This window comes from Paenibacillus sp. J31R120, from assembly GCF_056269225.1.
On the sequence record NZ_JBWDNN010000008.1, the window covers coordinates 81,934 to 108,470 of the forward strand.

The 26,537-nt window shown below is 53.9% G+C and carries 26 protein-coding genes; 11 read left to right on the forward strand and 15 right to left on the reverse strand.

Annotated features, from left to right (window positions below):
* Positions 1 to 66: 66 nt before the first annotated feature.
* Positions 67 to 1,572: an ABC transporter substrate-binding protein/permease gene (locus AC0YNW_RS23420; RefSeq protein WP_475833986.1), complete on the forward strand. Its 1,506-nt coding sequence runs from the start codon at positions 67 to 69 to the stop codon at positions 1,570 to 1,572.
* Positions 1,565 to 2,287, forward strand: a complete 723-nt coding sequence (locus tag AC0YNW_RS23425) for an amino acid ABC transporter ATP-binding protein (protein WP_475833987.1) — start codon at positions 1,565 to 1,567, stop codon at positions 2,285 to 2,287. The genes AC0YNW_RS23420 and AC0YNW_RS23425 overlap by 8 nt, the downstream gene beginning before the upstream one ends.
* A gap of 87 nt (positions 2,288 to 2,374) precedes the next feature.
* On the opposite strand, the gene AC0YNW_RS23430 is transcribed toward AC0YNW_RS23425, so the two are convergent.
* Positions 2,375 to 2,518: a hypothetical protein gene (locus AC0YNW_RS23430; protein ID WP_475833988.1), complete on the reverse strand. Its 144-nt coding sequence runs from the start codon at positions 2,516 to 2,518 to the stop codon at positions 2,375 to 2,377.
* Positions 2,519 to 2,716: 198 nt separating this feature from the next.
* Between AC0YNW_RS23430 and AC0YNW_RS23435 the strand changes: the two genes are divergently transcribed.
* A complete protein-coding gene (locus AC0YNW_RS23435; RefSeq protein WP_475833989.1) occupies positions 2,717 to 3,568 on the forward strand; it encodes an aminoglycoside 6-adenylyltransferase in 852 nt (283 codons plus the stop codon).
* Here AC0YNW_RS23435 and serS read toward each other — a convergent pair.
* From serS to AC0YNW_RS23455, 4 genes are all read right to left on the reverse strand, one after another.
* A complete protein-coding gene (serS, locus tag AC0YNW_RS23440) occupies positions 3,565 to 4,854 on the reverse strand; it encodes a serine--tRNA ligase (RefSeq protein ID WP_475833990.1) in 1,290 nt (429 codons plus the stop codon). The two genes, AC0YNW_RS23435 and serS, sit on opposite strands and share 4 nt — an antisense overlap.
* 364 nt (positions 4,855 to 5,218) lie before the next feature.
* Complete coding sequence (locus AC0YNW_RS23445; RefSeq protein WP_475833991.1) at positions 5,219 to 6,361, reverse strand: amidohydrolase family protein; 1,143 nt, start codon at positions 6,359 to 6,361, stop codon at positions 5,219 to 5,221.
* A gap of 161 nt (positions 6,362 to 6,522) precedes the next feature.
* Positions 6,523 to 7,056 (reverse strand): YceI family protein, encoded by a 534-nt coding sequence (locus AC0YNW_RS23450; RefSeq protein WP_387479589.1) that lies wholly within the window; start codon positions 7,054 to 7,056, stop codon positions 6,523 to 6,525.
* A 190-nt stretch (positions 7,057 to 7,246) separates the two neighbouring features.
* The gene (locus AC0YNW_RS23455) at positions 7,247 to 7,483 is read right to left on the reverse strand and encodes a hypothetical protein (RefSeq protein ID WP_387479591.1); all 237 of its coding nucleotides are present in this window, start codon (positions 7,481 to 7,483) and stop codon (positions 7,247 to 7,249) included.
* Positions 7,484 to 7,717: 234 nt separating this feature from the next.
* Between AC0YNW_RS23455 and AC0YNW_RS23460 the strand changes: the two genes are divergently transcribed.
* The 6 genes from AC0YNW_RS23460 (at position 7,718) to AC0YNW_RS23485 (ending at position 14,959) form a co-directional block, all read left to right on the forward strand.
* On the forward strand, positions 7,718 to 9,850 hold the full coding sequence (locus AC0YNW_RS23460) for a multicopper oxidase family protein (protein ID WP_475833992.1): 2,133 nt from the start codon (positions 7,718 to 7,720) through the stop codon (positions 9,848 to 9,850).
* Between the two features lie 67 nt (positions 9,851 to 9,917).
* A complete protein-coding gene (locus AC0YNW_RS23465) occupies positions 9,918 to 10,421 on the forward strand; it encodes a hypothetical protein (protein WP_387479595.1) in 504 nt (167 codons plus the stop codon).
* Positions 10,422 to 10,468: 47 nt separating this feature from the next.
* Positions 10,469 to 10,963, forward strand: coding sequence for a hypothetical protein (locus tag AC0YNW_RS23470; RefSeq protein ID WP_475833993.1), 495 nt, complete (start codon positions 10,469 to 10,471; stop codon positions 10,961 to 10,963).
* 62 nt (positions 10,964 to 11,025) lie between these two features.
* On the forward strand, positions 11,026 to 13,314 hold the full coding sequence (locus AC0YNW_RS23475; RefSeq protein ID WP_475833994.1) for an ATP-binding protein: 2,289 nt from the start codon (positions 11,026 to 11,028) through the stop codon (positions 13,312 to 13,314).
* A 53-nt stretch (positions 13,315 to 13,367) separates the two neighbouring features.
* A complete protein-coding gene (locus tag AC0YNW_RS23480; RefSeq protein ID WP_475833995.1) occupies positions 13,368 to 14,054 on the forward strand; it encodes a futalosine hydrolase in 687 nt (228 codons plus the stop codon).
* Between the two features lie 53 nt (positions 14,055 to 14,107).
* The gene (locus tag AC0YNW_RS23485) at positions 14,108 to 14,959 is read left to right on the forward strand and encodes a 1,4-dihydroxy-6-naphthoate synthase (RefSeq protein ID WP_475833996.1); all 852 of its coding nucleotides are present in this window, start codon (positions 14,108 to 14,110) and stop codon (positions 14,957 to 14,959) included.
* 89 nt (positions 14,960 to 15,048) lie between these two features.
* Here AC0YNW_RS23485 and AC0YNW_RS23490 read toward each other — a convergent pair whose 3' ends face one another.
* Complete coding sequence (locus tag AC0YNW_RS23490) at positions 15,049 to 15,384, reverse strand: ArsR/SmtB family transcription factor (protein WP_475833997.1); 336 nt, start codon at positions 15,382 to 15,384, stop codon at positions 15,049 to 15,051.
* Position 15,385: 1 nt separating this feature from the next.
* Positions 15,386 to 15,811, reverse strand: coding sequence for an SRPBCC family protein (locus AC0YNW_RS23495; protein WP_475833998.1), 426 nt, complete (start codon positions 15,809 to 15,811; stop codon positions 15,386 to 15,388).
* A 268-nt stretch (positions 15,812 to 16,079) separates the two neighbouring features.
* On the opposite strand from AC0YNW_RS23495, the gene AC0YNW_RS23500 reads away from it, so the two are divergent.
* Both AC0YNW_RS23500 and AC0YNW_RS23505 read left to right on the forward strand, forming a co-directional pair.
* Positions 16,080 to 16,646 (forward strand): beta-class carbonic anhydrase, encoded by a 567-nt coding sequence (locus AC0YNW_RS23500; protein WP_475833999.1) that lies wholly within the window; start codon positions 16,080 to 16,082, stop codon positions 16,644 to 16,646.
* Between the two features lie 207 nt (positions 16,647 to 16,853).
* Positions 16,854 to 17,633: a hypothetical protein gene (locus AC0YNW_RS23505; RefSeq protein ID WP_475834000.1), complete on the forward strand. Its 780-nt coding sequence runs from the start codon at positions 16,854 to 16,856 to the stop codon at positions 17,631 to 17,633.
* 197 nt (positions 17,634 to 17,830) lie between these two features.
* On the opposite strand, the gene AC0YNW_RS23510 is transcribed toward AC0YNW_RS23505, so the two are convergent.
* From AC0YNW_RS23510 to AC0YNW_RS23545, 8 genes are all read right to left on the reverse strand, one after another.
* A complete protein-coding gene (locus AC0YNW_RS23510; RefSeq protein WP_475834001.1) occupies positions 17,831 to 19,018 on the reverse strand; it encodes an anhydro-N-acetylmuramic acid kinase in 1,188 nt (395 codons plus the stop codon).
* 190 nt (positions 19,019 to 19,208) lie between these two features.
* Entirely contained in the window at positions 19,209 to 20,138 is a 930-nt protein-coding gene (locus AC0YNW_RS23515; RefSeq protein WP_475834002.1) for an N-acetylglucosamine kinase, read from the reverse strand.
* Between the two features lie 27 nt (positions 20,139 to 20,165).
* The gene (locus AC0YNW_RS23520; protein ID WP_475834003.1) at positions 20,166 to 21,305 is read right to left on the reverse strand and encodes an exo-beta-N-acetylmuramidase NamZ family protein; all 1,140 of its coding nucleotides are present in this window, start codon (positions 21,303 to 21,305) and stop codon (positions 20,166 to 20,168) included.
* 22 nt (positions 21,306 to 21,327) lie between these two features.
* Entirely contained in the window at positions 21,328 to 22,035 is a 708-nt protein-coding gene (locus AC0YNW_RS23525) for a PIG-L deacetylase family protein (protein ID WP_387479619.1), read from the reverse strand.
* 2 nt (positions 22,036 to 22,037) lie between these two features.
* Complete coding sequence (locus AC0YNW_RS23530) at positions 22,038 to 23,006, reverse strand: GNAT family N-acetyltransferase (RefSeq protein WP_475834004.1); 969 nt, start codon at positions 23,004 to 23,006, stop codon at positions 22,038 to 22,040.
* A 75-nt stretch (positions 23,007 to 23,081) separates the two neighbouring features.
* Positions 23,082 to 23,942, reverse strand: coding sequence for a carbohydrate ABC transporter permease (locus tag AC0YNW_RS23535; RefSeq protein ID WP_387479623.1), 861 nt, complete (start codon positions 23,940 to 23,942; stop codon positions 23,082 to 23,084).
* A gap of 18 nt (positions 23,943 to 23,960) precedes the next feature.
* Entirely contained in the window at positions 23,961 to 24,860 is a 900-nt protein-coding gene (locus AC0YNW_RS23540) for a carbohydrate ABC transporter permease (RefSeq protein ID WP_387479721.1), read from the reverse strand.
* 172 nt (positions 24,861 to 25,032) lie between these two features.
* Positions 25,033 to 26,481, reverse strand: a complete 1,449-nt coding sequence (locus tag AC0YNW_RS23545) for an ABC transporter substrate-binding protein (RefSeq protein WP_475834005.1) — start codon at positions 26,479 to 26,481, stop codon at positions 25,033 to 25,035.
* Positions 26,482 to 26,537: the final 56 nt, after the last annotated feature.

Sequence of the window (26,537 nt, forward strand, 5' to 3'; positions counted from 1 at the left end):
GTTTTTAATTATACGGATGCAAACGGGTTATAGTAACAACAATTCACAATGATCTGGAGAGGGCTTATGCGAAGAACGACTTTGCTGCGAATGATCTATCTGCTTCTTCTTGTGTTCGTCGCTTCCGCTGCGCTGCTGCCCAGCCTTCTGGGCGATGTCCGCACGGGAATCGAACCGTATGCGTCAACAACTGCCCCAGTCGCTCCAAGCGTGGGGGAAAAGGGAACGATCGTGCTCGGCACATCGCCCGACTATCCGCCCTATGAGAATGTCGATGCCAAAAACAACGGTGAAATTGTCGGCATGGACATTGATATCGCCAAATTCATTGCGGCCCAGCTCGGCTACAAGCTGGAGATCGCCGCGATGGACTTCAACGGACTGATCGCCGCCTTGCAGACGGGAAGGGTCGACTTCGTCATGTCTGCGATGTCCGTTACTGAGGAACGGAAGCAGAACGTCGACTTCTCTACTACCTATTATGTAGCGCGGAACACCATCGTGTCCAGAAGGAATGAGCCATATGAGTCCAGTGAATCGCTGGGAGGGAAGGTGGTCGGCACCCAGCTCGGTTCTACGCAGGATCTCTATGCGCAGACGCTGAAGGGCGTCGAGCTGAAGAAGCTGAATCGGATACCTGATCTCATCCAGGAGCTGAAGACCGGACGCATTCATGCGGTAATCGTTGAAGATGCTGTTGCGGTGGAGATGACGGCCGCAAATCCTGACCTTATGATGAGCTTCCTGCCTCCAGGAAGCACGGAGGACGGGTATGCAATCGCGTTTCCCAAGGGCTCGGCTCTGGTGGAGACCTTCAACGGCGTGCTGGAGGAGATGAAGACAAGCGGTCAAGTCGATGCCATCGTAGACAAGTGGTTTGCCACCGAGCGCGAGCCGCAAGCGGACAACTTCCTGAATTTGAACTTTGGCATCCTGAAAGGATATATCCCTTACATGCTGAAGGGCGTCTACGTGACGCTGCTCTTCACGCTTGTATCCGCTGCATTCGGCTTCATATGGGGGACGATTTTATCTCTCTTCAAAATATCTGGGATTAAGCCGCTGGAGTGGTTCGCAACCGCCTATACTTCCGTGCTGCGCGGAACGCCGCTGCTCTTGCAGCTTTTCCTGATCTATTACGCGACGCCGCAGCTGTTCCAGTATGACATCTCTCCGCTTATGGCAGCGGGTCTGGCTTTTGGCCTCAATTCCGCCGCTTATCTATCGGAGACGATTCGCGGCGGCATTATGGCCGTCGACAAGGGCCAGCGGGAGGCGGCCATGTCGCTTGGCATCCCGTATCGGACGATGATGATCAGCATCATCCTGCCGCAGGCTGTGCGGACCATTCTTCCTGCGCTTGTGAATGAATGCGTGGCCTTGCTGAAGGAATCGTCACTCGTCTCTGTTATTGGCGTGCAAGATATTATGCGCAGAGCCAATGTGGTGCAGGCGACGGAATTCCGCGCACTGGAGGCGCTCCTCTTCGCCGGGGTGATCTATTACGTCCTGGTGCTTGTGCTTACTTCGCTTGCCCATCTGCTGGAAAGGAGGCTGCGACGCAGTGATTAACGTAACGGAATTGACCAAGAGCTTCGGCAAGCACCAGGTGCTGAAGGGCATAACGACCTCTGTACGCAAGGGGGAAGTCGTCGCCCTGATCGGCCCTTCCGGCTCTGGCAAGTCGACCTTTCTGCGCTGCCTGAACCTGCTGGAGACGCCCACCTCCGGCATTATTACAATTAACGATACGGAGCTGACCAACCGCCATACCAACATCGGCAAGGTCAGGCAGCGTATCGGCATGGTCTTCCAGCACTTTCATCTGTTCCCCCATATGACGGTGATGGAGAATATTACGTTCGCTCCTCGCCGGGTGAAAGGACTGTCTGCCGCAGCAGCCAGGGATAAAGCGAGCGCGCTGCTGGAACGCGTAGGCTTAGCCGATAAGGCGGACAGCTATCCGTCACGTCTGTCCGGCGGGCAGAAGCAGCGCGTCGCCATTGCTCGCAGCCTCGCTATGGAGCCCGACATCATGCTGTTCGACGAGCCCACGTCGGCACTGGACCCTGAGATGGTTAAAGAGGTGCTCGCCGTCATTCAGGGACTTGCGAGCACTGGCATGACTATGCTGATTGTCACGCATGAGATGAAGTTCGCCCGCGAAGCCGCTGACACCATCTACTTCATGGACGACGGCAGACTGGTCGAGAAGACGCCTCCCGAGCAATTTTTCGACAGCCCCCAAAGCGAGCGCGCCAAGCGGTTTTTGGAGAAGGTGCTGTAGCCGGGCTGTGACCCCCTTCATTAACCAAAAAAGCTCCTGGCATTGGTGCTGTTATGCACTCCTGCCAGGAGCTTGATCTATCTTCCGCTATCTTCCCAAAATCACCAGCTTCAATAAACCTGCAACGATGAGCATAGCCCCTATCAGCCTATAGATCGCAACGGTTCGCTTACTCGCTTTTGTCCTATCGTAAGCTTCATCGACCTGATGCGTATAATGTCTTCTATACATGTCGCCCCATCTCCACATCCATGACGGGATCATCAGGTGCAGAACGCCAATCAAAAGAATCAATCCTGATAGGAGATCCATACGAATAGCAAAGCCCTCCCCCACATACCTGGCTCATAAGCCTTGATTCCCACTTGTTCCATTCAAGTCTATAATAAGGGAAATCATCCCTATAGGGAACAAGGAGCGTGAACCGCCATGCGTACCGAAGAGGAAATGATAGGGTTGATTGTGGGTTTTGCGAATGAGCAGCCGGGGATTAGAGCCGTCATTATGAACGGCTCCCGCGTCAATCCTCACGCAGCCAAAGACCGATTCCAGGATTACGATATCGTCTATTATGTCTCCGATGTACAAGAGTGGGTAGCAGACCGCCACTGGATCAGCCGCTTCGGCGACATCCTGATCATGCAGACACCTGATGAAGGCACGCTCATTGAGGATGAGCCTCGCGCCAGCTTTGCCTACCTCATGTTGTTCATGGACGGCAACCGCATCGATCTGACTTTCTCGCCCGCCAGCCAATTGAGCAACATGCGTCATGACAGCCTTAGCCTCGTGTTGCTGGACAAGGATGCGCGCGTAGGGACGCTCCCGGCCCCCACCATTGATGACTACCGGACGAAGGAGCCCAGCGCCCAGCATTTTGCCGAATGCTGCAATGAGTTTTGGTGGGTGAGCACCTACATCGCCAAGGGGCTGTGGCGCGGCGAGCTGTATTACGCCAAGTTCCATCTGGAGCGTCCTGTTCGCGACATGCTGATCTATATGCTGGATTGGTATATTGGCTGCCAATCGGACTTTAAAGGAAATCCAGGCAAGCTCGGCAAATATTACGAGCAGCTGCTTCCTCCTGAACTGTGGGCCAAATTCCGGCTAACCTTCTCGAATGACGATACCGCTCAAATTTGGCGGTCCTTATTCGTCATGATCGTGCTGTTCCGCGAGACGGCCCATATGGTTGCGCAGCATTTCGGCTTTGCCTACAACGAAGAAGAGGACCGCAAGGTCACAGCATATCTGCACAGCGTTCAAGCTTCCTCTTCTTAAGGCTCGCAAGGCAGGCAAAGCTCGGTCAATCCGTTCATATAAGGCCGAAGCGCCGCCGGAATATAGATTGAGCCGTCCTCCCGCTGATGATTCTCCAGCAGCGGGATCAGGATGCGCGGGCTCGCGACCGCTGTATTATTGAGCGTATGGCAATAGCGCAACACGCCTTCCTCATCCCGATAGCGAATATTGGCGCGGCGCGCCTGGAAGTCATGCAGGTTCGACGACGAATGCGTCTCGCCGTATGCGCCGCGGCTTGGCATCCATGTCTCCAGATCGTATTGCTTATACGTCTTCTGCGACATATCCCCGGTACAGACTGCCATCTGCCTATAGGGCAGCTCCAGCTTCTGCAGCAGCAGCTCTGCATTAGCCGTAATTTCCTGCAGAACTGCTTCCGACACGGCAGGTTCGGCCTTGCAGATGACCACTTGCTCCACCTTTGCGAATTGATGAACGCGATAGAGTCCCCGGACATCTCTGCCTGCCGAGCCTACCTCGCTTCGGAAGCACATCGAGGCGGCTGCCAACCGGATTGGCGTCTCCGTCTCCACAATTTCACCCGCATAATACATCATCAGCGGCACTTCCGAAGTGCCGGCCAGATAGCCGTCCACGCCATCCAGTCTATAAGCCTGGTCACGGCCAAGCGGAAAATATCCGGTATGGTTCATTGCTTCTTCCTTCACCATTAACGGAACCTCCAGCAGAGTGAAGTTACGCTCCAACAGCAAATCCAGCGCGAGCTGCTGGACAGCCCGATGCAGCTGCGCTCCCGCGCCCATCAAGTAATAGTGGCGGCTGCCGCCTGTCTTCACACCCCGCGGCACATCAATCAAGCCGTGCAGCTCCCCTAGCTCGATATGATCCCTCGGCTCGAACGGGAATACCGGCAGCTCCCCAACGCGCTTCAACTCCACATTGTCTTCATCCGAGCGGCCAATCGGCGAATCGTGCGATACGACGTTGGGGACAAGCTCATACAAGACCCTAAATTGCTCTTCCGCCACCCTTAGCTCTGTCTCGAGCTCTGCCAGCTTGGCATTGACGGTTTTCGTCTCCGAGCGAATGGCCTCCGCTTCCTCCCGACGCTTATCCTGCATTAGTCGTCCTATTTCATTCGACAGACGGTTGCGACGCTCCCGAAGCACATCGGTATCCCGCTTCAGCCTGCGACGCTCCTCATCACGTGCCAGCAATTCATCCACCGACAGATGAATGCCCTTATTCCGCACCGTTTCCTTTACCTCTTCCGCATGTTCCCTTACCCATTTCATGTCCAACATGTCACCGCGCTCCTTTTCGTATAGAAATACAAAAAGCGCCCTTATCCCTATGGGACGAGGAGCGCTTGTCTCGCGGTGCCACCCAAATTAACCGGACCAATTAGAGAGTCCGATTCTCTTTGTTCCGCGGTAACGGGCGGATTCCGGCAAACTTAGGGAAACAGGCAGATGTGACAGGCCTTCACCTTGACGAGTACGCCTCCGAGTTGGATTCTCTTCACTGGCATAATGGTCCGTATCTTTTTTTTGTATTATAAATAGGTTTCCCGTTTAAAGCAAGCCCCATTCACTTTCCCTTGCGGGAGACGCAGCGGGTACAAGCTGCTGCAGCAATCGCAAACCATTGTCCGCAATCTGCATGGCATCAACTCGCCGGAAGAAGTGTCCGAATCAGCCATTCGCCCGCTTCCCGCTTCGACAGCTCTACAAGCTTAAGACTGCTGTCGTCCTCTCCGCCCAGCTCCTTAATCTTCTCCAGCTGCGTCCGGGTTGCCGGCTGCCGCTCGATCAGCCCGATCATATTGCTGTACGCGACGCGCTCTGCCAGTTCTCGGTCGTCCAGCTTATCTATTAAACGATACATCGCTTCGATGGCTTGTTCCTCACTATTGAGACCAAAGCCCGAATCCGTGCTCAGCACGAATCGGTCCGGGAACTTCCGAATCACTGGAAAGAAATCCTCCAGCACATTGGCGCTTTCGGGATTGAATACCGTAAAGCCCGCGAAGAAATCGGCATATAGGTTCGGATACGCCTCCAGCCACGATTCTATATTGGCAGGCGAGTTGAATGCATTGGCATGGGCAAGGATGAAGGTCGTATCGGGATAAGCAGCCAGCGCTTCCTTCAGCTTGGTGACCGGCATACCGTTCAGCGGATCAATATGCAGCAGAACCGGTGCCTGATATTCCGCACATAAGGCATAGATATCCGGGAGAATACCGTCCATCGGATGCTCCGTCTTCCACTCCACTTGAGCGAGCACCGGAGAATGCTGGGATGCGGCGGCTATCTCGCCCAGACCGAAGTATCCTTGCTCCAGATTCTCGCGAAGCTTATCGAGGCCTGCTTGCTCCAGCAGATTGATACCAGACGTGAAGGGAATAAATCGCTCAGGATGGTTCTGATACGCTTTCCAAGCCGTCTCATCCGTTGCCTCCGCAGCCGGTTCCGATACGGCTCCGAAGAGCACGATCCGGTCCACCCCGCTCGCATCCCATTTGGGGATCATGCTGAGGTATTTGCCTCCCGCTGCATTATGATTGTGAGCGTCCATTAGCGGCAGATCACGGTACGCCTGCACCAGCTCCTCCAAACTCTTCTCCTTTGGTACCTCTGCGGATGGTTCAGGAGATTGAGCTGCCTGCTGATGATCCGGCAACTGATCGGCAACCGGCGCGGCCTCATCCCCACCCGGAGCCATGGCCCGTCCTCCGAATATCATGGCCGCCACCACCACCGCAATGGCGATTAATAACCAAGCAGCTTGTCTTTTTGTTCTGCTCAACGCCTTCCCCCTCGTCATCACTGCTTATCTACGAACAACATAGCATCTCCATCCATTTATGTAAATTGATTCTTTCCGCAGGATGAGAAGCCGGCAAACGGACGACGAACAAAAAGAAGACTGCAGGCCGATGGCCTGCAGTCTTCCCGATCGCATGAGGCTTAAGCTTGTTGCAAAGCTTCAATCTCAAGCGTAATTTTCACTTCATCACCAATCATCACGCCGCCTGTCTCCAGAGCTGCGTTATACGTCAAGCCGTAGTCGCTGCGCTTGATCGCGCCAGTCGCGCTGAAGCCTGCCTTCGTGTTGCCCCACGGGTCGCGGCTTGTGCCTTCGAATGTCACTTCGAACGATTCGGAACGCGTAACGCCATGCAGGCTTACGTCTCCCGTAACCGTGTATTCGCCTTCACCCCTTTTGGAGATGGATGTCGCTTGGAAGCCCAACGTAGGGAACTTCTCGATGTCGAAGAAATCAGCGGATTTCAGATGCCCATCGCGATCGCCATTGCGCGTATCTACGCTGCCCAGATCGATATTGAAGGAAATTTCCGCGGAAGTCAGATCGGCCGGATCTGCAACAATATTCGCATCGAACGCATGGAACGTGCCTTTAACCTTTGCAATCATTAAATGTCTTACGGAAAATCCTACTTCGCTATGCGATGCGTCTACTGCCCATTGTGCTTTAGTCATATCAATAACCTCCATATGTGATTTTATTTACTAACAATTAATTATTAACTAACTTTAGATTATGAGATTATCTTAAATCAAAGACATCTTGCTGTCAACTCTTTTTTTCTGGCATGACCATATAAAAAAGCTGCCCCTGCCACCGTAAGACGGCGAGGACAGCTTCCATTCTATTTGTAAATAATAAATATTATTCCGCTTCTTCTTGGGATACTTCTTCTGCTTCCGCCTCGGCCTCTTCCACCGATGCAGCCGCCTCTTCCAATTCTTCCTCCAGCTCCGCTTCCACCGCTTCTGCGGCTTCTGCATCAACTGCTTCTTCGTCTTCAGCCTCTTCTGCCGCTTCTTCCGCAGCAGGTGCATCCTCCGAAATCAATTCCACGATCTCTTCAGCGCCCTCTTGAACAATTTCTTGTTCTTGGCTCATATCTCTCACCTCCCTACCATTTTGTATCTTTATTGTAGCGCTTTCATAGGTATGGGGATAGAGGTGTAAAATGTCGTTTCATAGGAAGTTTTTCCGTTTTGCGATGCGGGTTTCGCCGCTTGTCAGACCTCCCCGTCTGAGGTCTAGGTAAGGATGAGTCTCCCGGAGGTTACACGCAAATCCCTCACGGGATACGATATTAACGAAAGCAAATGAACGGGAGGATTACACCTTATGTATAGTGTGTTAACCAATATCAGCCAGGCGATGTTATTCCTTCTGCTGATCTTCGGCTTGATCGCCTCTAATAAGGCATCCAAGCTGATTTTCTCTCCGACGGAAATGGAATTGCATCGCAGAGCGCGCAAGCTGCGCTTTTGGACGATACTGCCCAGCATACTGGCCGCAGGCTCGATCGCAGCGGATGCCCTGCTCGCCGCAATAAGCCCGCCCGTCTTCTGGATGGACCGCCTTCTCCTGCGCACGCCGCTTGCTCTGCTTGCTCTCGCCTTACTCTGGCTGATGGCATGGCCAAGACTTCGGATGCTCATCCAGCGCACGCAGAGCCAAAGGGAGCTCGCACCGGATATGCCGCGCAGGAGACATGCCACAGACACGGCTCTGGTCGCGCCCTACAAGTGGCTGGCGCTTACGGCTGCTATACTCATCCACTTCGTCCTGTCTCCGCCTGTACCATTCCTAATGGTAGAGATCGCGATTCCTTTGACCACGATGCTGTTCGTCGGCAGCTTGCTCTGGATGCACCAATCGAGCCGTAATGCAGCAGCCGCTGCGTCCGATGCAGTCGCCGTCTATCGCCCCTGGTCGAGACGTGTCCGCATCACAGGGGCCGCGGCAGTCGCTTGCGCCGTATTGAGTGTACCGCTGCTTATCGCGATGGATACGAGCCGCCATCCCGGAAGCCTAAGCATGATGGTGGGAAAACCCGACTATGGGCTGATCCGCGAGCCGAACGGCAAGCTGGTTAAGGCTGCCCCCGCTGGCCATGCTCATCATTCGTTGCCTGTTGTATCAGCGATGCTGAAGTCCGATGAGATTGGTGTTCCCGTGACCGCCTTAAGCGGACCGCAGGAAGGCATGCCGGACCGTTCCTTCACACTCACGGCCAAGAAGACGAGCGTTGCGCTAAGCTCAGGGAAAATGGTTGATGTATGGACGTACAACGGCCAACTGCCGGGACCGGAGATCCGGGTACGCGAAGGCGATCTTGTAGAAGTAACGTTGTACAACGAGGATATTGAAGACGGCGCTACGCTCCATTGGCATGGCCTCGATGTGCCGAATGCTGAGGACGGCGTGGCTGGAGCAACTCAGGATGCCGTTATGCCTGGCGGCAGCCACACTTACCGCTTCGTAGTGGAGCAGGTCGGCACCTTCTGGTATCATTCCCATCAGCATTCCAAGGAAGCTGTCGAGAAGGGACTGTTCGGCGCTCTGATCGTCGAGCCTGCCGAGGCAATCCTTCAGCCCGAGCATGATATCGTCGTACTCACCCATGTCTGGGACGGCGCCGGCACCGCTGTCGGCAGCTACGACACTCTCCAGCGCATGCAGATTGGCGCCGGCGAACGAGTGAAGCTTAGACTCATTCAGACCGATAATTGGGTTCGCCGCTCTTATACGCTATCCGGTACGCCATTCAAGGTTACAGCCATCGATGGCGTCGATCTGAACGAGCCAGAGCTGCTGGAGAATGCGGAACTGATTCTGACCACCGGTGGACGTTACGATGTGGAGTTCATCATGCCCGCAGCGCCTGTCTATCTCAGCGTAGACGGCAACCGCGAGCGAGGAATACTCATGAGTACCAATGGCTCAGGCGATGCGCCTAAGACGACTCGTCCGGCATCCGTCTTTGATCCGATCCATTATGGCAAGGAAGCGCCTACGCCATTCCATGCCAGCAGCGACTTCGATCGGGCGTTTACGATGATTCTGGATAATCGCCTCGCTTTTTTCAACGGGGTGCCTGCGCTCTATGATACAATTAATGGAAAGGTATTCCCCGATACGCCTATGCACATGGTCAAGGAAGGGGAACTCGTCAAAACAACGATCTATAATCGAAGCGCCGTCGATCACCCCATGCATCTGCACGGCCATCATATGCTTGTGCTCTCCCGTAACGGCGAGCCGGTAACGGGCAGCCCCTGGTGGTCCGACACACTGGATGTCTTGCCCGGTGAAGTCTACGAGGTTGCTTATCTGGCGAACAATCCCGGAGTGTGGATGGATCACTGCCACAACCTCCAGCACGCAGCCGCGGGGATGACGATGCACTTGATGTACGAGGGGGTCACTTCTCCCTTCCAAATCGGTGTCGAAACACATAATCATCCGGAATAGGGCACCACGCTATGATCGGGCCCTCTAATCCTATATAATTAATATGAAGAACGGAGTGTTCATCGGTATGAAAATCAAAACCATTGGCGGGGTACTCCTGCTGCTGCTCGGCATTATCTTGCTTCTGAATCAAGGCGAGACATTTGGTCCCGGCAAAATCTTTGCTTACTTCTGGCCATCCCTGTTCGTCATACCGCTCGGTTTGTTTTTCCACTGGCTGTATTTCAGCGTAACGGAACGCCGGGCTTCGGGGCTGCTCATTCCAGGAGGCGTGCTGCTTACTGCGGGTTTTGTCTGCCAGATCGCGATGCTGTTTGGCAACTGGGAATACATGTGGCCGGGCTTCATTCTGGCGCCGGCTGTCGGCCTGTTCGAGTTCTACTGGTTCGGCAACCGCAACAAGTGGCTGCTTATTCCGATTAATATTTTGACCGTACTGTCGCTGCTATTCTTTATCGTCTTCTCCTTCAGCTCGCTATTTGACGTGCTGCTGACGAAACAACCGTACTTCGCCATCCTGCTCATTGTAGGCGGAGCCGCGATTCTGACGCTGCGCAAGAAATCCGACTGAGAGAAAGCTAGTGGCAGCCTACCATCCAAGGAGGATTAACCAAAGCTATGCTTACCTTTGACCAAAAGCTTGCCATTATCGCGTCCTTTCCTGAGCTTCAGCGGAAGGACGTTTCGCTTGGGCGCGTAAACTTTCATTACGAAGAAAGCGTCCATGAGAAAAAAACCGTCGTCTATCATCTCCACCCGAACGGGAACGGCTTTGTCTATGGCGGACTGATCGACGGCCTGGACACCGACGCCAAAGGGCTCGTCAATATTCGCGACTGCGATGAAGCAGAGCTTAAGGACCTGATCACTCGTTCCATTGCATCGTTATCTGCTGGAGAAGCAAGCGAACCAGAAGTTCAGCCAGCTGAAGAAGAAGCTGGCTATCGTTCTTCCCGCGCCGAATTTTGGCGTGGAGCCGGCGGCACCCGGCTGACGCTGTTATTCCAGGAAGATCTGTGGTATGTCTATGCCGGCAATGAGCTGGACATGGCGTTCGAGACGCATGACGAAGCGATTCAGTATCTGGTAGATGAAGGGTTTCGACGCGAATAGACAGGAATTTGCCTCTCGTTGTCTAATTGTAAGTAAACAACTAGATTTCGGGAGGAACATCTGTGTCCATCAAAGCTAAGCTATCCTTCTCCATCTCCGCCATTGTAGCGGCGATTCTCGCCTTAAATATTATGTTTTCCTATATCAGCACCAAGATGGCCCAAGACGCCGCCCTGGAGCAGCAAATTCAGTCGATCGTCGAGCAGCTCGGCGTTACGCTTGAAATTATTGAGACGACACGCGCGGCGATGGACGCCGAGCTTGGCGAGAAGCTTCGCATGGCCGCTATCGTGGCCAAGCAGAAGCTCGATCCCGATATTGAGCATGTCAGCAATGCGCAATTGGTATCCCTCAGCGAAGAGCTGGGTCTGGACGACATTACGCTATGGCAACGGTTGGATGGCGAGGTCGTCTCCGTCCTTTCTTCCAATCCAGAGGAGATCAACTTGAGCTCCAAGACATGGGATTACTGGGACAAAGCGTTCCATCAGCTCTTCGATATGGAAGAGGTGTCCGTCGGACGCGGGGATGCGCTTAAGCATTATTGGTCCGGTCCTATCAATTATGCGGTTTCCGACCCTACCCAAATTAACAAATGGGGGTATTATTACGACGGGACAACCAATTACATGATTAACACAATCATTAATACGGATGAGAATTTCTCATTTGATCTCGTCAACGGTACCAATAATGTGATCACCAAGCTCAAGAATCTGCAGCCAAGCTTGCTGGAAGTGACCGGCTTCGATCCGCAATACTTCGGCTCAGAGCCGATCATTAAGATGAAAAAAGGCATTCCCGTCTATAATCTGGACGTTAGGGCTATCCCTTTTGGCCAATATGAATACCGCAACTCTCAGGAGGATACGCATCATATTCATACGGTGCTGGAGAGCGGGATCATGCAGACCGAGAAGTATACGATCAATGATAAAGAGGTGCTGCGCAGCTTCATCCCGATCAAGATCAACGCTGAGAAAACGTATGTCATCGGCGTTGCCTTCGACAAGGCCGGGCTTCAAGAGCCCCTTCATCGCCAACTGCTTGCCCATGTGCTGATTTCGTTATGCCTGCTGCTGTTTGCCATGCTAGGCAGTTATTTTATTGCTGGTTATATGCTCCGTTCGCTGAATCAGATTATGAACAAAGTGAATGCCATTGCGGAGGGCAACTTCGACGCCAGCATCTCTATTCAGAATAAGGACGAGCTTGGCCTGCTGGCATCTCGCGTCAATTCAATGGGCGTGCGGCTGCTGAACTATACGACTCAATTGAAGGATACCGCTAAGGAGCTGCAAAGCACGAAGCAGTATTTGGAGTCCTTCGTCAATCATACCTCTGATGCCATTCATGTCTTGGATCTGGACGGGCATATTATCCAGGTCAATCCGGCGTTCGAGACCATCTATGGCTGGAGCAGCGAAGAAGTGATCGGCCAACTGCCTCCTAACTTGCCGGACAGCCAGATAGAGTCGCATGAGATGCTAATTGCTACGATTATGGATGGCGGCTCTGTGACCGACTTCGAGACGGTTCGTTACACCAAACACGGCGGGCTGATCGACGTCTCCATTACGATATCCGCCATTCGGGACGAGATGGACGAAATTGTCGCAATCGCTACGATATCCAGAAACATTACATCCCGAAAGCAATCCGAGGAGATGATCCGCCGTTCGGAGAAGCTTGCCGTTGTCGGCCAACTGGCCGCCGGAGTCGCCCATGAGGTGCGCAATCCGCTTACTACGCTGCGCGGGTTCGTCCAGCTGCAGAAGCAGACAGGCTCGCTGTCCATGTCGCATCTGGATCTGATGCTGTCTGAACTGGATCAGATCAACATGATCGTAAGCGAGTTTCTGGTGCTCGCCAAGCCGCAGGCGATCCGGCATGATTGCCTGAATGTCGACGAGCTGATACGGGATATCGTCATGCTGATGGATACGGAGGCACGATTGAGCAAAGTCAATCTGTCCGTTCATCAAATCACGGATATCCCCGTTATCGGAGGCGTTAGCAGCCAGCTTAAGCAGGTGTTCGTCAATATGATCAAAAATGGCGTCGAAGCAATGCCCGATGGCGGCGAGCTTACGGTCGAACTGGCCGCTATCGAGGATGGCCGCGAAATTGCCATTCGCTTCACCGACCAAGGCCTCGGCATCTCGGAGGAAGATATGGGACGTCTTGGCGAACCGTTCTTCACGCGGAAGGAAGGCGGCAACGGCCTTGGGATCATGATCTGCCAGCAGATTATCCGCAATCATAACGGCAAATTGAAATACCGGAGCCTGGTCGGCGAAGGCACCTGCGTAGAGATTCGTCTTCCTGTGAACAGGGCGGCAGACCAGTAAGGCGACCACCGCTCCGGCAACTGCTTGCCGACCCATATAAAGGAGTCTTCACCATGACCCACCCTGCTACAATAACTACAGATGATACACGCATCCTGGTTGTGACGGCTGTAGAAGCCGAGAGAGAAGCCGTCCTGCGCGGCCTCTCCCAAGCCGGCTCCACCCGTTTTGAGGTGATCGCTGGCGGCGTAGGGCCTGCTGCCGTTGCGGCGCGCACAGCTGCCCTTCTGGCGACAGCCGGACATCATTATCAACTTGTCATCAGCGCGGGAATAGCGGGCGGCTTCCCCGAACGGGCCGAGATCGGGTCACTCGTCATCGCCGATACGATCGTATCGGCCGATCTTGGCGCAGAGACGCCAGACGGCTTCCTCAGCGTAGACGAGCTTGGCTTCGGCAGCTCGCGCATCGACTCCCACGCAGTGTGGAATAAGAGACTCGCTGCTCAGTTAGCCGATGCGGGTCTGGCCTGTACGCTTGCCCCTATCCTGACCGTCTCTTCGGCGACGGGAACAGCTGCGACAGCAGCGCTGCGAGAACGGCTTGTGCCGGGAGCCGCAGCCGAAGGCATGGAAGGCTTCGGAGTGGCGACTGCCGCGGCACAGCAGGGCGTACCCGTCACGGAGCTGCGCGCCATCTCCAATGCGGTCGGCCCGCGCGACCGTTCCGCATGGCAGATCGGCCAAGCTCTGAAGTCGCTGGAGAGCGCCTTTGCCGCATTCGCTTCTATTACGCCTTGATAAGACTGGCTCATTGAATATAGGCATCATGAACAACAGAAGGAGGGATTTTCATGCAAAAACGTCTTCAAATCGCTTATTCTCCTTGTCCGAATGACACCTTTATTTTCCATGCCTGGGCGAACGGTCTGCTTCCGGATGCGCCCCAGCTTGACGTAACCTATGCGGACATTGATATAACGAACCATCTGGCCGCCCGCCGTGAGGGACCGGAAGTGATGAAAATCTCCTACGCCGCATTGCCTTGGGTGCTGTCGGATTACAGACTGCTCCCTTGCGGCGGCGCGCTCGGAAGAGGCTGCGGACCGCTTGTATTGACGCAAGGCGGCAGCGGACCACTAGACGGCTCTGCTCTGACGGGCAAACGCGTTGCTGTTCCTAGCGAGCGTTCTACGGCGTACTTGCTGTTCCGGTTATGGGCGGCCCAGCAAGTGCCTGGCGGCGTAGGCGAGATCGTCGTTATGCCATTCCATGAGATCATGCCTGCTGTTCGAGACGGCAAGATAGACGCTGGTCTGGTCATTCATGAAGCCCGCTTCACTTACGGTAACTACGGACTTCATAAGCTGGCCGATCTGGGCAGCTGGTGGGAAGAGGATACAGGCTTGCCGATCCCGCTCGGCGCCATTATCGCCAAGCGTTCACTGGATGCAGATGCCCTCAGTGGATGGATTCGCTCTTCGCTCGAGCATGCCTGGAATAGCCCTTCCGCCTCCACAGAGTACGTCATGGCCCATGCCCAGGAGCTGTCGCCTGAAGTGGCGCAGTCCCATATCGAGCTGTATGTCAATTCCTTCAGCCATGATCTGGGCGAGGACGGCTATGGAGCCATTGAAGCTTTGCTCGGCCGTGCGGCCAAGCTTGGACTTGTACCGGCATTCGATCTGCGGCTGTTAAGAGAATAGTCCGTCATACAATAAAGGTCCCGCCAGCATAATCGCTGACGGGACCTTTTGGGTTCATGCTTGGGCGTGATGAATGGCTATTTGCCACACTACCCGTTTTCTTGTTCTCCGCTTTCCACATACTGCTTGAGAGCAGCAAGCTTATTGTCCCAATACCGCTCGAAGTAAGCGAGCCATTGCTGCAGCTCCCGCAGCGGCTCCGCCTCCAGCCTGTACCTCGTCTCTCTTCCCACCTTGCGATCCTTCACCAGCCCTGCATCCGCCAGAATGCGCAGATGCTTGGACACCGCTGGCCGGCTCATCGGGAAGTGTCCGCTGATGACGTTCACTGGCAGCTCGCCATCGCCGAGCAGATGAAGAAGCTTCCGTCTTGTGGGGTCCGAGATCGCATGGAAGACATCATGCTTAGGCAATGCCTCTCCCATCTCAGCCCTCCACCGTACGGACAAGCTTCTGCACAATACCCGTCCAACCGCCAGCCATCCGCTCTCTGACCACCGCATGCTTCTCTCCAAAAGCGGTAGCCGTATCGGCATCCCAGCCTCCGTGGATGAGCTTGAAATGGGTACCCTCATCTATCGCCTCCAGTTGGAACGTTACCGTCCAGTCCTTGTCCCAAGAGAAGACCAGGCGATTAGGCGGGTCCAGCTCCAGCACCTTGCATGGCGAATGACCGAATGGCCCTGCATTTAACTGAAACTCGTGCCCCAGTATCGGCTCGAAGTTGTTCGGCATGAACCATGCTGCGATTCCTTCCGCCGTTGCTACTGCCTCCCATACCTTTGCAATTGGAGCTTTTATCGTGACTTCCTTGACTACATCAGCCAGTACTCCCTGTTGTTCACTCGACATCCTGTATTCACTCCTCCTATTAGACGCAGGTCACGATTGAGGCGATAGCCATACCGTCTCTTCGCTCCCTCACCAGGTTTTACGCTATAAAACACAGTTCCGTCCACTAAACCACTCATTAGGAAACCAAATGGTTTCTAATTATCATAATACGAAACCTTTCGGTTTCCTGTCAACAGTCTTTCATTGACGAGCGGCGCGATTGTATGAATAATAGATAAAAAAGCACGCTCTGTACAAGTTTCAATTGTTAAAAGGAGGATCACCTATGTCTATCGTTCCACAATTGATGGCATTCAACAAAACATTCGTCGAGGAAAAACAATACGAGGCTTACTTAACGGACAAGTTCCCGGAGAAAAAAATCGCCATCCTCACCTGTATGGACACCAGACTCGTTGAGCTCCTTCCCAAAGCGCTTAACCTTCGCAACGGAGACGCCAAGTTTATCAAGAACGCTGGCGCCATCCTGACCCAGCCCTTCGGAAGTGCCATGCGGAGCATTCTGGTAGCGGTATACGAGCTTGGCGCGCGCGAGGTGCTTGTCATTGGCCACCACGGCTGCGGTATGACAAACCTGGATACGCAAGGCATGATCAAGAAATTCAGCGAGCACGGTATCGACCCGCTCGCGATCGAGACACTGGAGAATTCCGGCATTCGCATGGAGAAGTTCCTTCGCGGCTTCAGCAGTGCGGAAGAAGGCGTCATGCATAGCGTTCGAATGATTCGCAAGCATCCATTGTTCCCTAAAGCGATTCCTGTACATGGCTTCGTCATCGATCCTGAGACGGGCGAGTTGGAAGTTATCGTCGAGGATTATCAAGCAGAGTAGCGCCGGGCTGCACAAGGCTGCCTGCTAAACGGGCCATACGTCCCGTTGGCATGGCAGCTTTTTTGGGGTGCGCTTCTCATTCATCCTATATATTTCTTTCAAAAACATCATTTCTATACGCAGTCACAAACTGTCCGTCCTTGCAATCGCTTTCGCATCATTCGGCTTGTGGCGCCGGTGATAATATTTCGGAAAGGAGGCCTGCATTTGCTAATTAGAAAAGTCATTGCATCTTATTTGACTTCATTTGCAGTCGTCATCTACATGTCTTTGGTTCTGACCGGGGTAGAAGCGCAAGCTACCTTCCCCCGCTTTGATCAATTCATGACCTGGACGACCTTCATTAGCTTATATGTGTTTCCGATCGTACTGATATATGGCTCACTTGTATCGATTGCGCTGGAGTTTGTAACGAACCGGCGCGTGCACAGCCGCATCATGGAGATCGCGCTCCCTGTTGCCGGACATCTGATATTCGGCGCATTACTCAGCATCCCTTTCCGGTCAGCCAGCTTCACTTGGTTATGTCTTGCGGCTGCTCTGGTTTACTGGCTTGCAGATTTCCTGTTTGCCTGGATTTCGGAGCGGGGATGGCGCAAAAACGGCATACTGATCTCGCTGGCGCTGCCGCTCGTTATCATTGCCGGGGTAGGCCTCCTGTCGCTTACAAACGAAAAGACGCCTGAACAGCAGCCCTTCACGAAAGAAGCCGCTGTCAGAGCCGCAACCTCTGGGACCAGCGGCACTGAGCTTGAGATATTCCCGAAGCAGGTAGGCGCTACCCAGCTTGAGCTGGACGGCTACAAGGTCACCCGGGAAACATCTGTTGCACGGGTTGGCCATGAGCAATTTGAAGTGACCTTCCGGGAGCAATGGAGCAAAGAGAATGAAGAAGGAAGCCGCGCGATGATTTATACGGTGACGCGAGGAAGCATGACCTTGAAGACGAACGAAGGCAGCCTGCCTCCTTATCTGACCGGTCATTGAGGCGAGTCTCAGCCGCACAATACAATTAGCACTCCACGACAAATAGAACCTTCGAAGCCTCTCAGGCGATGAGATATGCCCTGCTCCCCCACCGGATTACCCGCAGTTTTTGTCCGGCGAGTGGATTAGAGGAGCGCATCACTTTGAGAGTACGAAGGTTCTTTTCTATGGATCTGGAGAGTTGAATGCCCACTCCTTTACGGCAAAGCCAGCTTGCCCATCACCGTCGGATAAGCCGCTCCGGTTGCTGCCGGCACATTGTTCGTCTCGCCGCACAGGAAGCCATGGCCGAGCAAAGCGAAGATGACAGCCTCCTTGGCGTCGTCAGCCAGCCCCAGCGCTCCGGCGTTCATAATGCTCTGCTCTGGCAGCAGCCGTGCCAGCGCAGCCATGAGCGTGCGGTTATGAGCGCCTCCGCCGCTGACAATAACCTCGTCGATCCGACAGCGCGGCATAACCAGCTCCTTGCAGGCATCCGCTATCGTATGCGCCGTGAACGCTGTGGCCGTCGCGACAATATCCGCTGCATGCAGACCGCGCTCGCTTGCTCTGCGCAGGAAGGCTTCGGTATAAGCAGCACCGAAAAGCTCGCGGCCCGTTGACTTCGGCGGTAGCTGGCGGAAGTACGGATGCGACAGCAGCTCAGCCAGCAGCTCTTCGTCCGGTGTGCCCAGCGCTGCCCATGCGCCGCCTTCGTCATAGCTCAGACGTCCATCGGTGAGCGTAAGCACGGTCTGGTCCATGATCATATTGCCCGGACCGGTATCGAAGGCGAATACGTCCTCCGGCCCCGCTCCAGGAGGCAGCGCTGTACAATTGCCGATGCCGCCGATATTTTGCAGCAGCCTGCCCTTGCTCGGGTCGCCAAACAGGATCAAATCTCCGTAAGGAACTAGAGGCGCACCTTGACCGCCTGCCGCCATGTCGGCAGGCCGGAAATCGCCCACAGAGAGCCATCCCGTCCGCTTGGAGATAACCGACAAGTCGCCAATCTGCAGAGTCGAGCGGCTCAGATATTGATCCTGCACCGTCACCTCGGGCATATGCCAGATCGTCTGTCCGTGCGAGCTCACGAAGTCGATCTCCTCCTTAGCAAGACCCGCCTCGCGCGCCGCCTCGATCGCCGCCTGTGCGAACAGCTCGCCCATATAGACATTCATGCCGCAAATATTCATAACATTGGACGTCGCAGGATCGCACAGCTCTTTGATCCGCGCTCGCAATTCATCATCATAGGGTTTCGTATAATAATGCAACAGATGAACCTTGGATTGCAGTCCGCTTCCTTCTATCTTGACTACAGCGGCATCCACTCCGTCCAGTGATGTGCCAGACATAAGACCGATGCCGATAACCGATGCTTTCCCCGCCAAGCCTGTTAGCATGCTCCGCCACGCTCCTTTTTCATTGTTGATCCCCGCATGCGGCGTCATCGATGCCTGCGGGCCTCGGCCTATCATCTTGATACGGCAAGAGGCCGACAGATCGTTCTGCCGGCCTCTTCTTGCCCTTCAACTTCTGCCAGCTGCCGCCGGAGGATGCTTCATCCTCCCAAAGACTGCGGCTCCAGCCGCCCTAGCCTGTCTCGCCATCCTTCAGCTTCTCTAGCGCAAGCAATACCGCACCATACGACGCGTCCCGTTTCGGCTCAATACAGCTCACCTGCGGCTGCAGACGGCTCATTGCCTCGATGAACATCTCCCGCACATGACGATTGCGTGTCAGCACGCTGCCGAGCAGTGCCAGCTCTCCATCTTGCAGACCAAGACGCCGGGTGACGGCACATGCCGTCTCGGCAAGAGCTTCTGCATTCTTCTGCGCAATGCGCAGAGCCGCGCGGTCCCCGCTTTCACAAGCTGCGGATAGCAGCGGCGCGATTGCAGCAATCTCTTTTTTATTCCGGTTCTTGTCATAGACGAATCCTACGATCTCGCGAACCGAGCCGATATGGAGTCGTTCATACACCAAATCCGTAATAACCGTAGACTCCTCCCGGCCGTCCGATGCACGGACAACCGCTGACAGCAGATCACGGCCAATGCTGTAACCGCTGCCCTCATCGTCAATGAGATGGCCGAAGCCGCCGGCGCGATGCGTATCGCCGCTCCCATTGCGGCCGTAAGCGATCGAGCCTGTGCCTGCAATCAGAATGGCACCGTACAAGCCATCATGTGCTCCACATAGTGCAGTCTCATGATCGCCAACCAGCACAAGCTCGCCCTGATAACCGCCTTCGCGCAGACCCGAGGTCATCAGTCCGCTTACCACGGGATTGCTGATGCCCGCCGCGCCCAGGCAGATGACCGAGCAAGCAGCAAGGCCGCCTGGCAAAGCCCGGCCAATCTCCTCGCAGATTTCGGCAAGTGCCGCTCTTACGCTGGCTTCATCCTGGCCGTTAATATTCAAGGCGCCGACGGCAAATTCGTGTACGATTGATCCGTTCTCATCTCCAATCGTCACTGCCGTCTTCGTGCCTCCGCCATCCAGTCCCGCAACGTATCTCATGTTCGAATCACTCCGGCTTCGTTGTCTCTAATATAAGTGGAATTGCGCCTTGCGCGCCGCGAAGGTACGGCTTTCCTCGCGGAATTGCTCCAGCAGCGCCGGAACATCAACCGAATCCCCGCGGTACACATTGTCTCCGCACAGCAGATCGATGAACGGTCTTCCATTTTCCTTCACAGGAGGCAGGAACGCAAATTCCGGAAATAGCTTCTTCACGGTAAAGAGCAGCTCGACACCTAGCTCTACCGGTCTGAGCGTGCGCTCGTCAAGTACATGCGCATACACGCCTCTGCACAGCTCGCCTTCATGCTTCGAGAAAGACGGCTTGAAGTAGGACGGGCGGAAGTATACGCCCGGCAATCCTTTGGCGTTCATTTCCTTCGCGAGCAGCTCCGCGTCTACGAATGGCGCGCCAATCAGCTCGAACGGAGCTGTCGTGCCGCGTCCTTCCGATAGATTGGTGCCTTCGAACAGGCAAGTGCCCGGATAAAGCAGCGCCGTATGGAAGCGCGGAATGCCCATTGAAGGGGGGATCCATGCGCGTCCCGTCTCCGAGATCGTCATGGTCCGGCTCCAGCCCTCGCAAGGTACGACATACAGCTCGGCGCCCAGGTTCGTCTCGCTGCTCGCCATCATGGCGACTTCACCGGCCGTTAGCCCGTAGCGTACGGCCAGCGGATAGTTGCCGACAAACGATGTGAATCCTTCCTTCAGCACATTCCCTTCCACCGTCACGCCATCCAGCGGATTCATCCGGTCCAGCACGACAAAAGGCTTGCCTGCCTTCGCGCAGTCTTCTAGTGCATAAAGCATCGTATAGATGAATGTATAATAGCGTGCGCCAACGTCTTGAATATCATAGACGACCATATCGACGGCGTCCAGCATCTCCGGCGTCAGGCGTTTGGAATCCTTCCGGTACAAGCTGTAGACCGGCACGCCGGTCGCAGGGTCCTCATACGTATCGACCAGCGCACCCGCGGCCAGATCGCCCCGAACGCCATGCTCGGGGGAGAACATCGCTGCAAGATGGAATTTCTCATGCAGGATATCAATCGTTGAACGAAACTCCGCATTCAGCCCGGTCGGTGCCGTAATGAGACCAAGCCGCTTGCCGCGGAACAGATCGGCGTAAGCATCGATATTGTCAATTCCGTTTCGTATCATAAGCTTCTCCTTTTGATCCGGACTACAACTCAGATTGACGCAAGCGCATCGTCTCGGCTGGAATCATGAATGTCTCCGCATATTCCTTCCTGGCTTCCAGTCCTCTTACGCGGGCAAGAGATTTGTAGTAATCCATATAGTTGAACGACTTGCTGCCCGTCACGAACCAGTGCGTGGACAAAGCTTCGATCCACAGGTCGAACGCTTCTTGATTGAAGTCCACGTAGACATAAGGAACATAGTCAACTGCATCTTCCCAGTTCTCGCCGTAGTACAGCTTCGCTGCAAAATGCGCCGGATGCTCGCGCTCCATCGCCCGCAAACCGGCGAAGAATCGCGCATCGTTGACGATACGATGAGTTGTTGCATGGTCCTTATGCATACTGTTGCAGTGATGCGTAATGATGATGTTCGGCTTCACCTCGCGAATTACATCGCAGACGCGCAGACGAATTTCTTGATCATCCTGAATCTCGCCGTCCGGAATCTCGAATACACGTGCCTCGCCGCCAAGCATATTGGCGAAGGTATGCGCCTCGCGTACTTTTTGCTCGCGGTATTCATTCACGTCCTGCCAGTCCGGCACACCGCGCTCGCCCGCTGTCAGCGCCAGCGTCGCGATCTTGTCGCCCTTCAAGTAATGGCTTGCAAGCACGCCTCCCGCTACCAGCTCAACGTCACCTACATGGGCCCCAATGCCCAGAATCGTAATCGGTTGTCTCTCACTCATGGTTATACAAGCTCCTTCCTCATGATAGCGAATGTTTTCACCGTCTGAAATCCGGCTTTTTCATAGATGCGTATGGCAGGATTGTTGCTGCCTGTATACAACGACATATAGTCAGTGCCAATATTCTGAAAGGCTTCGCATAGACGGAAGAACAGGCTTGAGCCAAGTCCATGGCCTTCATGCTGAGGCGTAACCCCGATACCGGCAAAATAGCCGCGTCCGTTAGGCTGTCTGATCACAGGTCCGGCAAAGCCTGCCGCCTTCCCTTCATGCGCTGCGATAACAACCGGCGTACCCGACTCCGCGCTGCCGCCAATCTCTCTCGTCCATAGCGGATTGCCGAGCGTCTCCAGCATCTCGGCGATGCCGGTATGCTTCGACGTATCCAGCAATTCAACCATGTAACCCTCTGCCGCAGCCTTCTCTTCCTTCGCCACAATACTCTCCGGCACCTCGAAGGCACCAAGCTTCAGATACATCGCGCATTGCGTCGCCCGTTCCGTGTAACCCTCCTGCAGCAGAAACTGATGCAGGCCGCTTCCGACAGGCACGCCCGGCGCATTATTATGCTCGTGGCAATCCGTATCCGGGATATACCAAGGCAATTGCATCGGGTTAAAGAACAGGACCTCCGCCTGCCGCTTACCCAGCTCCAGGAAGCGATCCTCCATAGCCTCCAGCAATCCGGCATACCTATCCTGCTTATCTGAACCGGAATCCAGCACAATGCAGGTGATATATCCGGCGGCATCGCCAAGCGGGAGCTCGTCTCCCGTACAGCCGCAGGCAAAGCCCGTTAACCGGCCATCCTCCAGCCATACGAACGTGCAGGCGGGGTCGAAGTTGGCATGATTCGTGAAGATCCGGGAGAAGTCCTCTTCCGTCATCTCCTTGTAGCTGTCCTTAACGGCTTCCTTATTCCACAAATCGATCACTTCCGAGCGATATCGCTCATTCCAGGTTGTAATCATGCTGTCCCTCCTCTTCCATGAACCGTTCCTAATACCAAGGCTGCGGCAGGAGCCGCAGCCTTGTAAGCGCAAATGTTAACCTTTGACCGCGCCGACTGTTACACCCTCCAGGAAGTAACGCTGCAGGCTGAAGAACAGAATGAACATCGGAACCGCTGAAATGGTCGCACCCGCCATCATTGGAGCAAAGAACGTCGTGTTGGCAAAGCGGAAGTTTTTCAGACCGACTTGAATCGTCTGCATATCCATGGTGTTCGTGACCAGGAACGGCCAGAAGAACGTATTCCAATTTTCCATGAATGTCAGGATCGCCATAACGGCCATAACGGTTTTGGACAAAGGCATAATGATTTTGGTCAAAATCTTGAACTGGCTCGCACCCTCTACCTTGGCGCTCTCCAATATCTCCTTCGGAATCGAGCTCATGAACTGCTTCGCCAGGAAGATATTATAGACCGTAACGAGAGATGGCATAATGAGTGCTTGGTACGTGTTCTGAATCTCGAAAATGTTCACGATCAGAATGTACAGCGGCACTTGCGTAACCTGGTAAGGAATCATCATAGCCGCTAGCAATACGGCGAACAGCACGTTGCGTCCTTTGAAGTTGATCTTGCCAAACGCATAGCCCGCCATCGTAGCAAATATGACGTTAGAAACCATAACGACCGTAGCAACAATTAAAGAGTTCAGTAACCAGCGATACGAGTACTCGCTAAAATTGAAGAAAAACTTATACGATTCGAACGAGAACTTGCTTGGCCAGATCGAATAGCTGATCGCTCCGGCTTCTACGGGGTCCCCGAAGGACGACATAATCATGAAATAAATTGGGAACAAAGTCGCTAACGCGAACAGCAGAAGGAGGACAACAATGATCGTGTTGCGTGTATATCTGGCTGCGCGATTTCCCAAGTGGTTGTTAAACAGGGCCAATTCGGGTCCCTCCTTCTACTAGTATTCCACGTCTTTGCCCAGGAACTTGAACTGGATAAACGCGATGATGCCGATAATCAAGGCAAGGATAAGCGATTGAGCCGCCGCTTTGCCGAATTCGAAATATTTGAACGCCGTATCAAAGATAAGCAAGCCCACCATTGTTGTGGAATGGTCCGGTCCGCCGCCTGTCATCAGGTATGCATTCTGGAATACCTGGAAGGAGCCGATAACGCCGGTTACGAGCAAGAACAAAGTGGTTGGCTTCAAACATGGAATTACGATATGCCACATCTTCTGCCAGAACGTCGCGCCATCAATCTCCGCCGCTTCATAGTAGCTTTCGTCGATGCCAAGCAGCGCGGCTACATAGATGATGATGCTCGTTCCGTGGCTGGATAGCCAGGACATCAGCACGAGTGAGAACATGGACGTAGAGCTGGAGCCCAGCCAGTTCTGATTCTCGATGCCGAGAAGTCCGATCAGCTGATTGAGTATGCCGCCCGGCATTGGATCGTAGATCCACAGCCATACAACGGACAACGCTACGCCTGATGCTACAGCTGGCAAGTAATAGATCGCCTTGAACGTTGTCTGTGCCCATTTCTTAAGCGGCATAATCATAATGGCAACACCGAAGGAGAGAATCAGCGCAACCGGAACCGTCAGTACCGTATAGACTAGCGTGTTCCACAAAGCTTTGCCGAAGAGCTCGCTCTTGAAGATACTCGCGTAATTGTCAATTCCAATATAGCTGGAGCCTAATGGACGGTATTCCTGAAAACTGATAAGTAGTGCACTTATAACGGGATACGCTGTGAATAGCGCATATACGACGAGCGCTACTGCAATAAATGCGTACGCCCATACGCTATCGCCCTTATTAAGACGATTCTTGATGCTTGATGCTCGAGCCATCATTCAGGACTCCTTTCACTACCGCTAACTTCGCCGAAAACATAATCGGATAGCCCCCCCGATCAGGGGGCGGCTATCCGAGCGTTAATCTTGCCGAATTTTATCGGCGATCAAAACCTCCGCTCAAACGCGGTCGCTCACCCTCGAATGCATACGATGGGATTGAACTGTATTACTCTTGTACAACTCCATCTGCGCCAAAGGCATCGATTGCAGCTTTCTTAACTGCTTCGTACATGTCTTCCGGCGAAATTTCACCAGCAAGTAAGGCTTGCAGCTTCGGAATGACAACTTCGTTTTCTACTTTGATCGCTTTCGCGCCCAGCTCTACAGGGATGTCAGGACGTGCCGGTGCAGCATGCTCCAGCATCTTCTCTACAGCCGCGATGTTGTCAGGGTTACGAGTGGATTCCATTGTTTTAGCGATTTCACGAGCACTGTTCGTGATATGAGCTGCGAACAGGTCTCCATTTGTTGTAGCTGCTACTTGACCGCTTGCCAGGAAGTAAGCTGCTTTAACAATGTTTGCTTTATGCTCTTCAGTTGGCTCTTTCTTGCCGCGGAACGCTACATATCCGTCGACAACGGCATGGGATACCGCTTCTTGGCCCGCGAAGGAAGGCACTGGCAATGCAATGTAATCTACAGCGATACTGTCCGCAACAGCGCTTCCATCATTTGCTTCGATTTTCTTGTTGTTCTGGTTAGCGGAGTTTTCGAATACCGCCAGACCTTTACCCGTGATCATCGTTTGACCTGTCAGGAACATGTTCCAGCGCTTGCCGGCGTCAACGGAGCTCAGCTCTTTCGGCATGGAGCCGTCGTCGATCATTTGGCGAATTGCTTTCAATACTTCCAGATAGTTTTTGCTTGTGTAGGAATACTTATGATCTTTTGTGAATGGCGAAGGCATGCCTGCGTTTTTCACCAAAATGCTCAGGTAATCCTTGGAAGCTACACCAGCTGTTGCGAATACGAAACCGTAACGCGTTTTGCCGTTTTCAGTTTTGACGCCAGCTTTGATCGCTTCACGGAACTCTTCATAAGTCCAGCCTTCTTGCTGTACTTTCTTCCAGTCGATTCCCGCATCTTCAAGCATTTGCTTGTTGCCGCCAATAGAGTGAACTTCCATGTATCCTGGCAAGCCGTACAGGCCTTCGCCGTTCTTCATGTATTCCAGCGGAGCTTCGTCGAAGTCAGCTACCATCTCTGGTGTAACAAGGTCTTTAATATCCATCAGCATGCCCATTTGCGCATACTTGGAGATACCGTCGGAGCCCATGAAAGCAAGATCAGGAGGACTGCCCGCGTTTACTTGTGTGTCAAGCTTTTGTGTCATGTCTTCCCAGCTTGCAGGTTCGATTTTCAAAGTCAGGTTAGGATAAAGCTTGTTGAAGTCGGCTTCCATTTGCTTGAAGTTCTCTTGGTACTTAGGAGACACCGGCGGAAGCAGCGCCGTGATGGTGTCTTTCGCAGCTTCGCCTTCCGTTCCTGTAGAAGCGGACGGGCTAGGCGAGTTGCTTGGACCAGCATTGTTGTTACTGGATCCGCAAGCGGAAAGTGCGCCTACAGAAAGCATGAGAGCCAAAACAGATGCAGCAAATTTCGTTTTTCTTTTCATTGCTAAGATCCTCCCTTTAATCATTTCATTCTATATACCCACATCCGGCCAAGCAA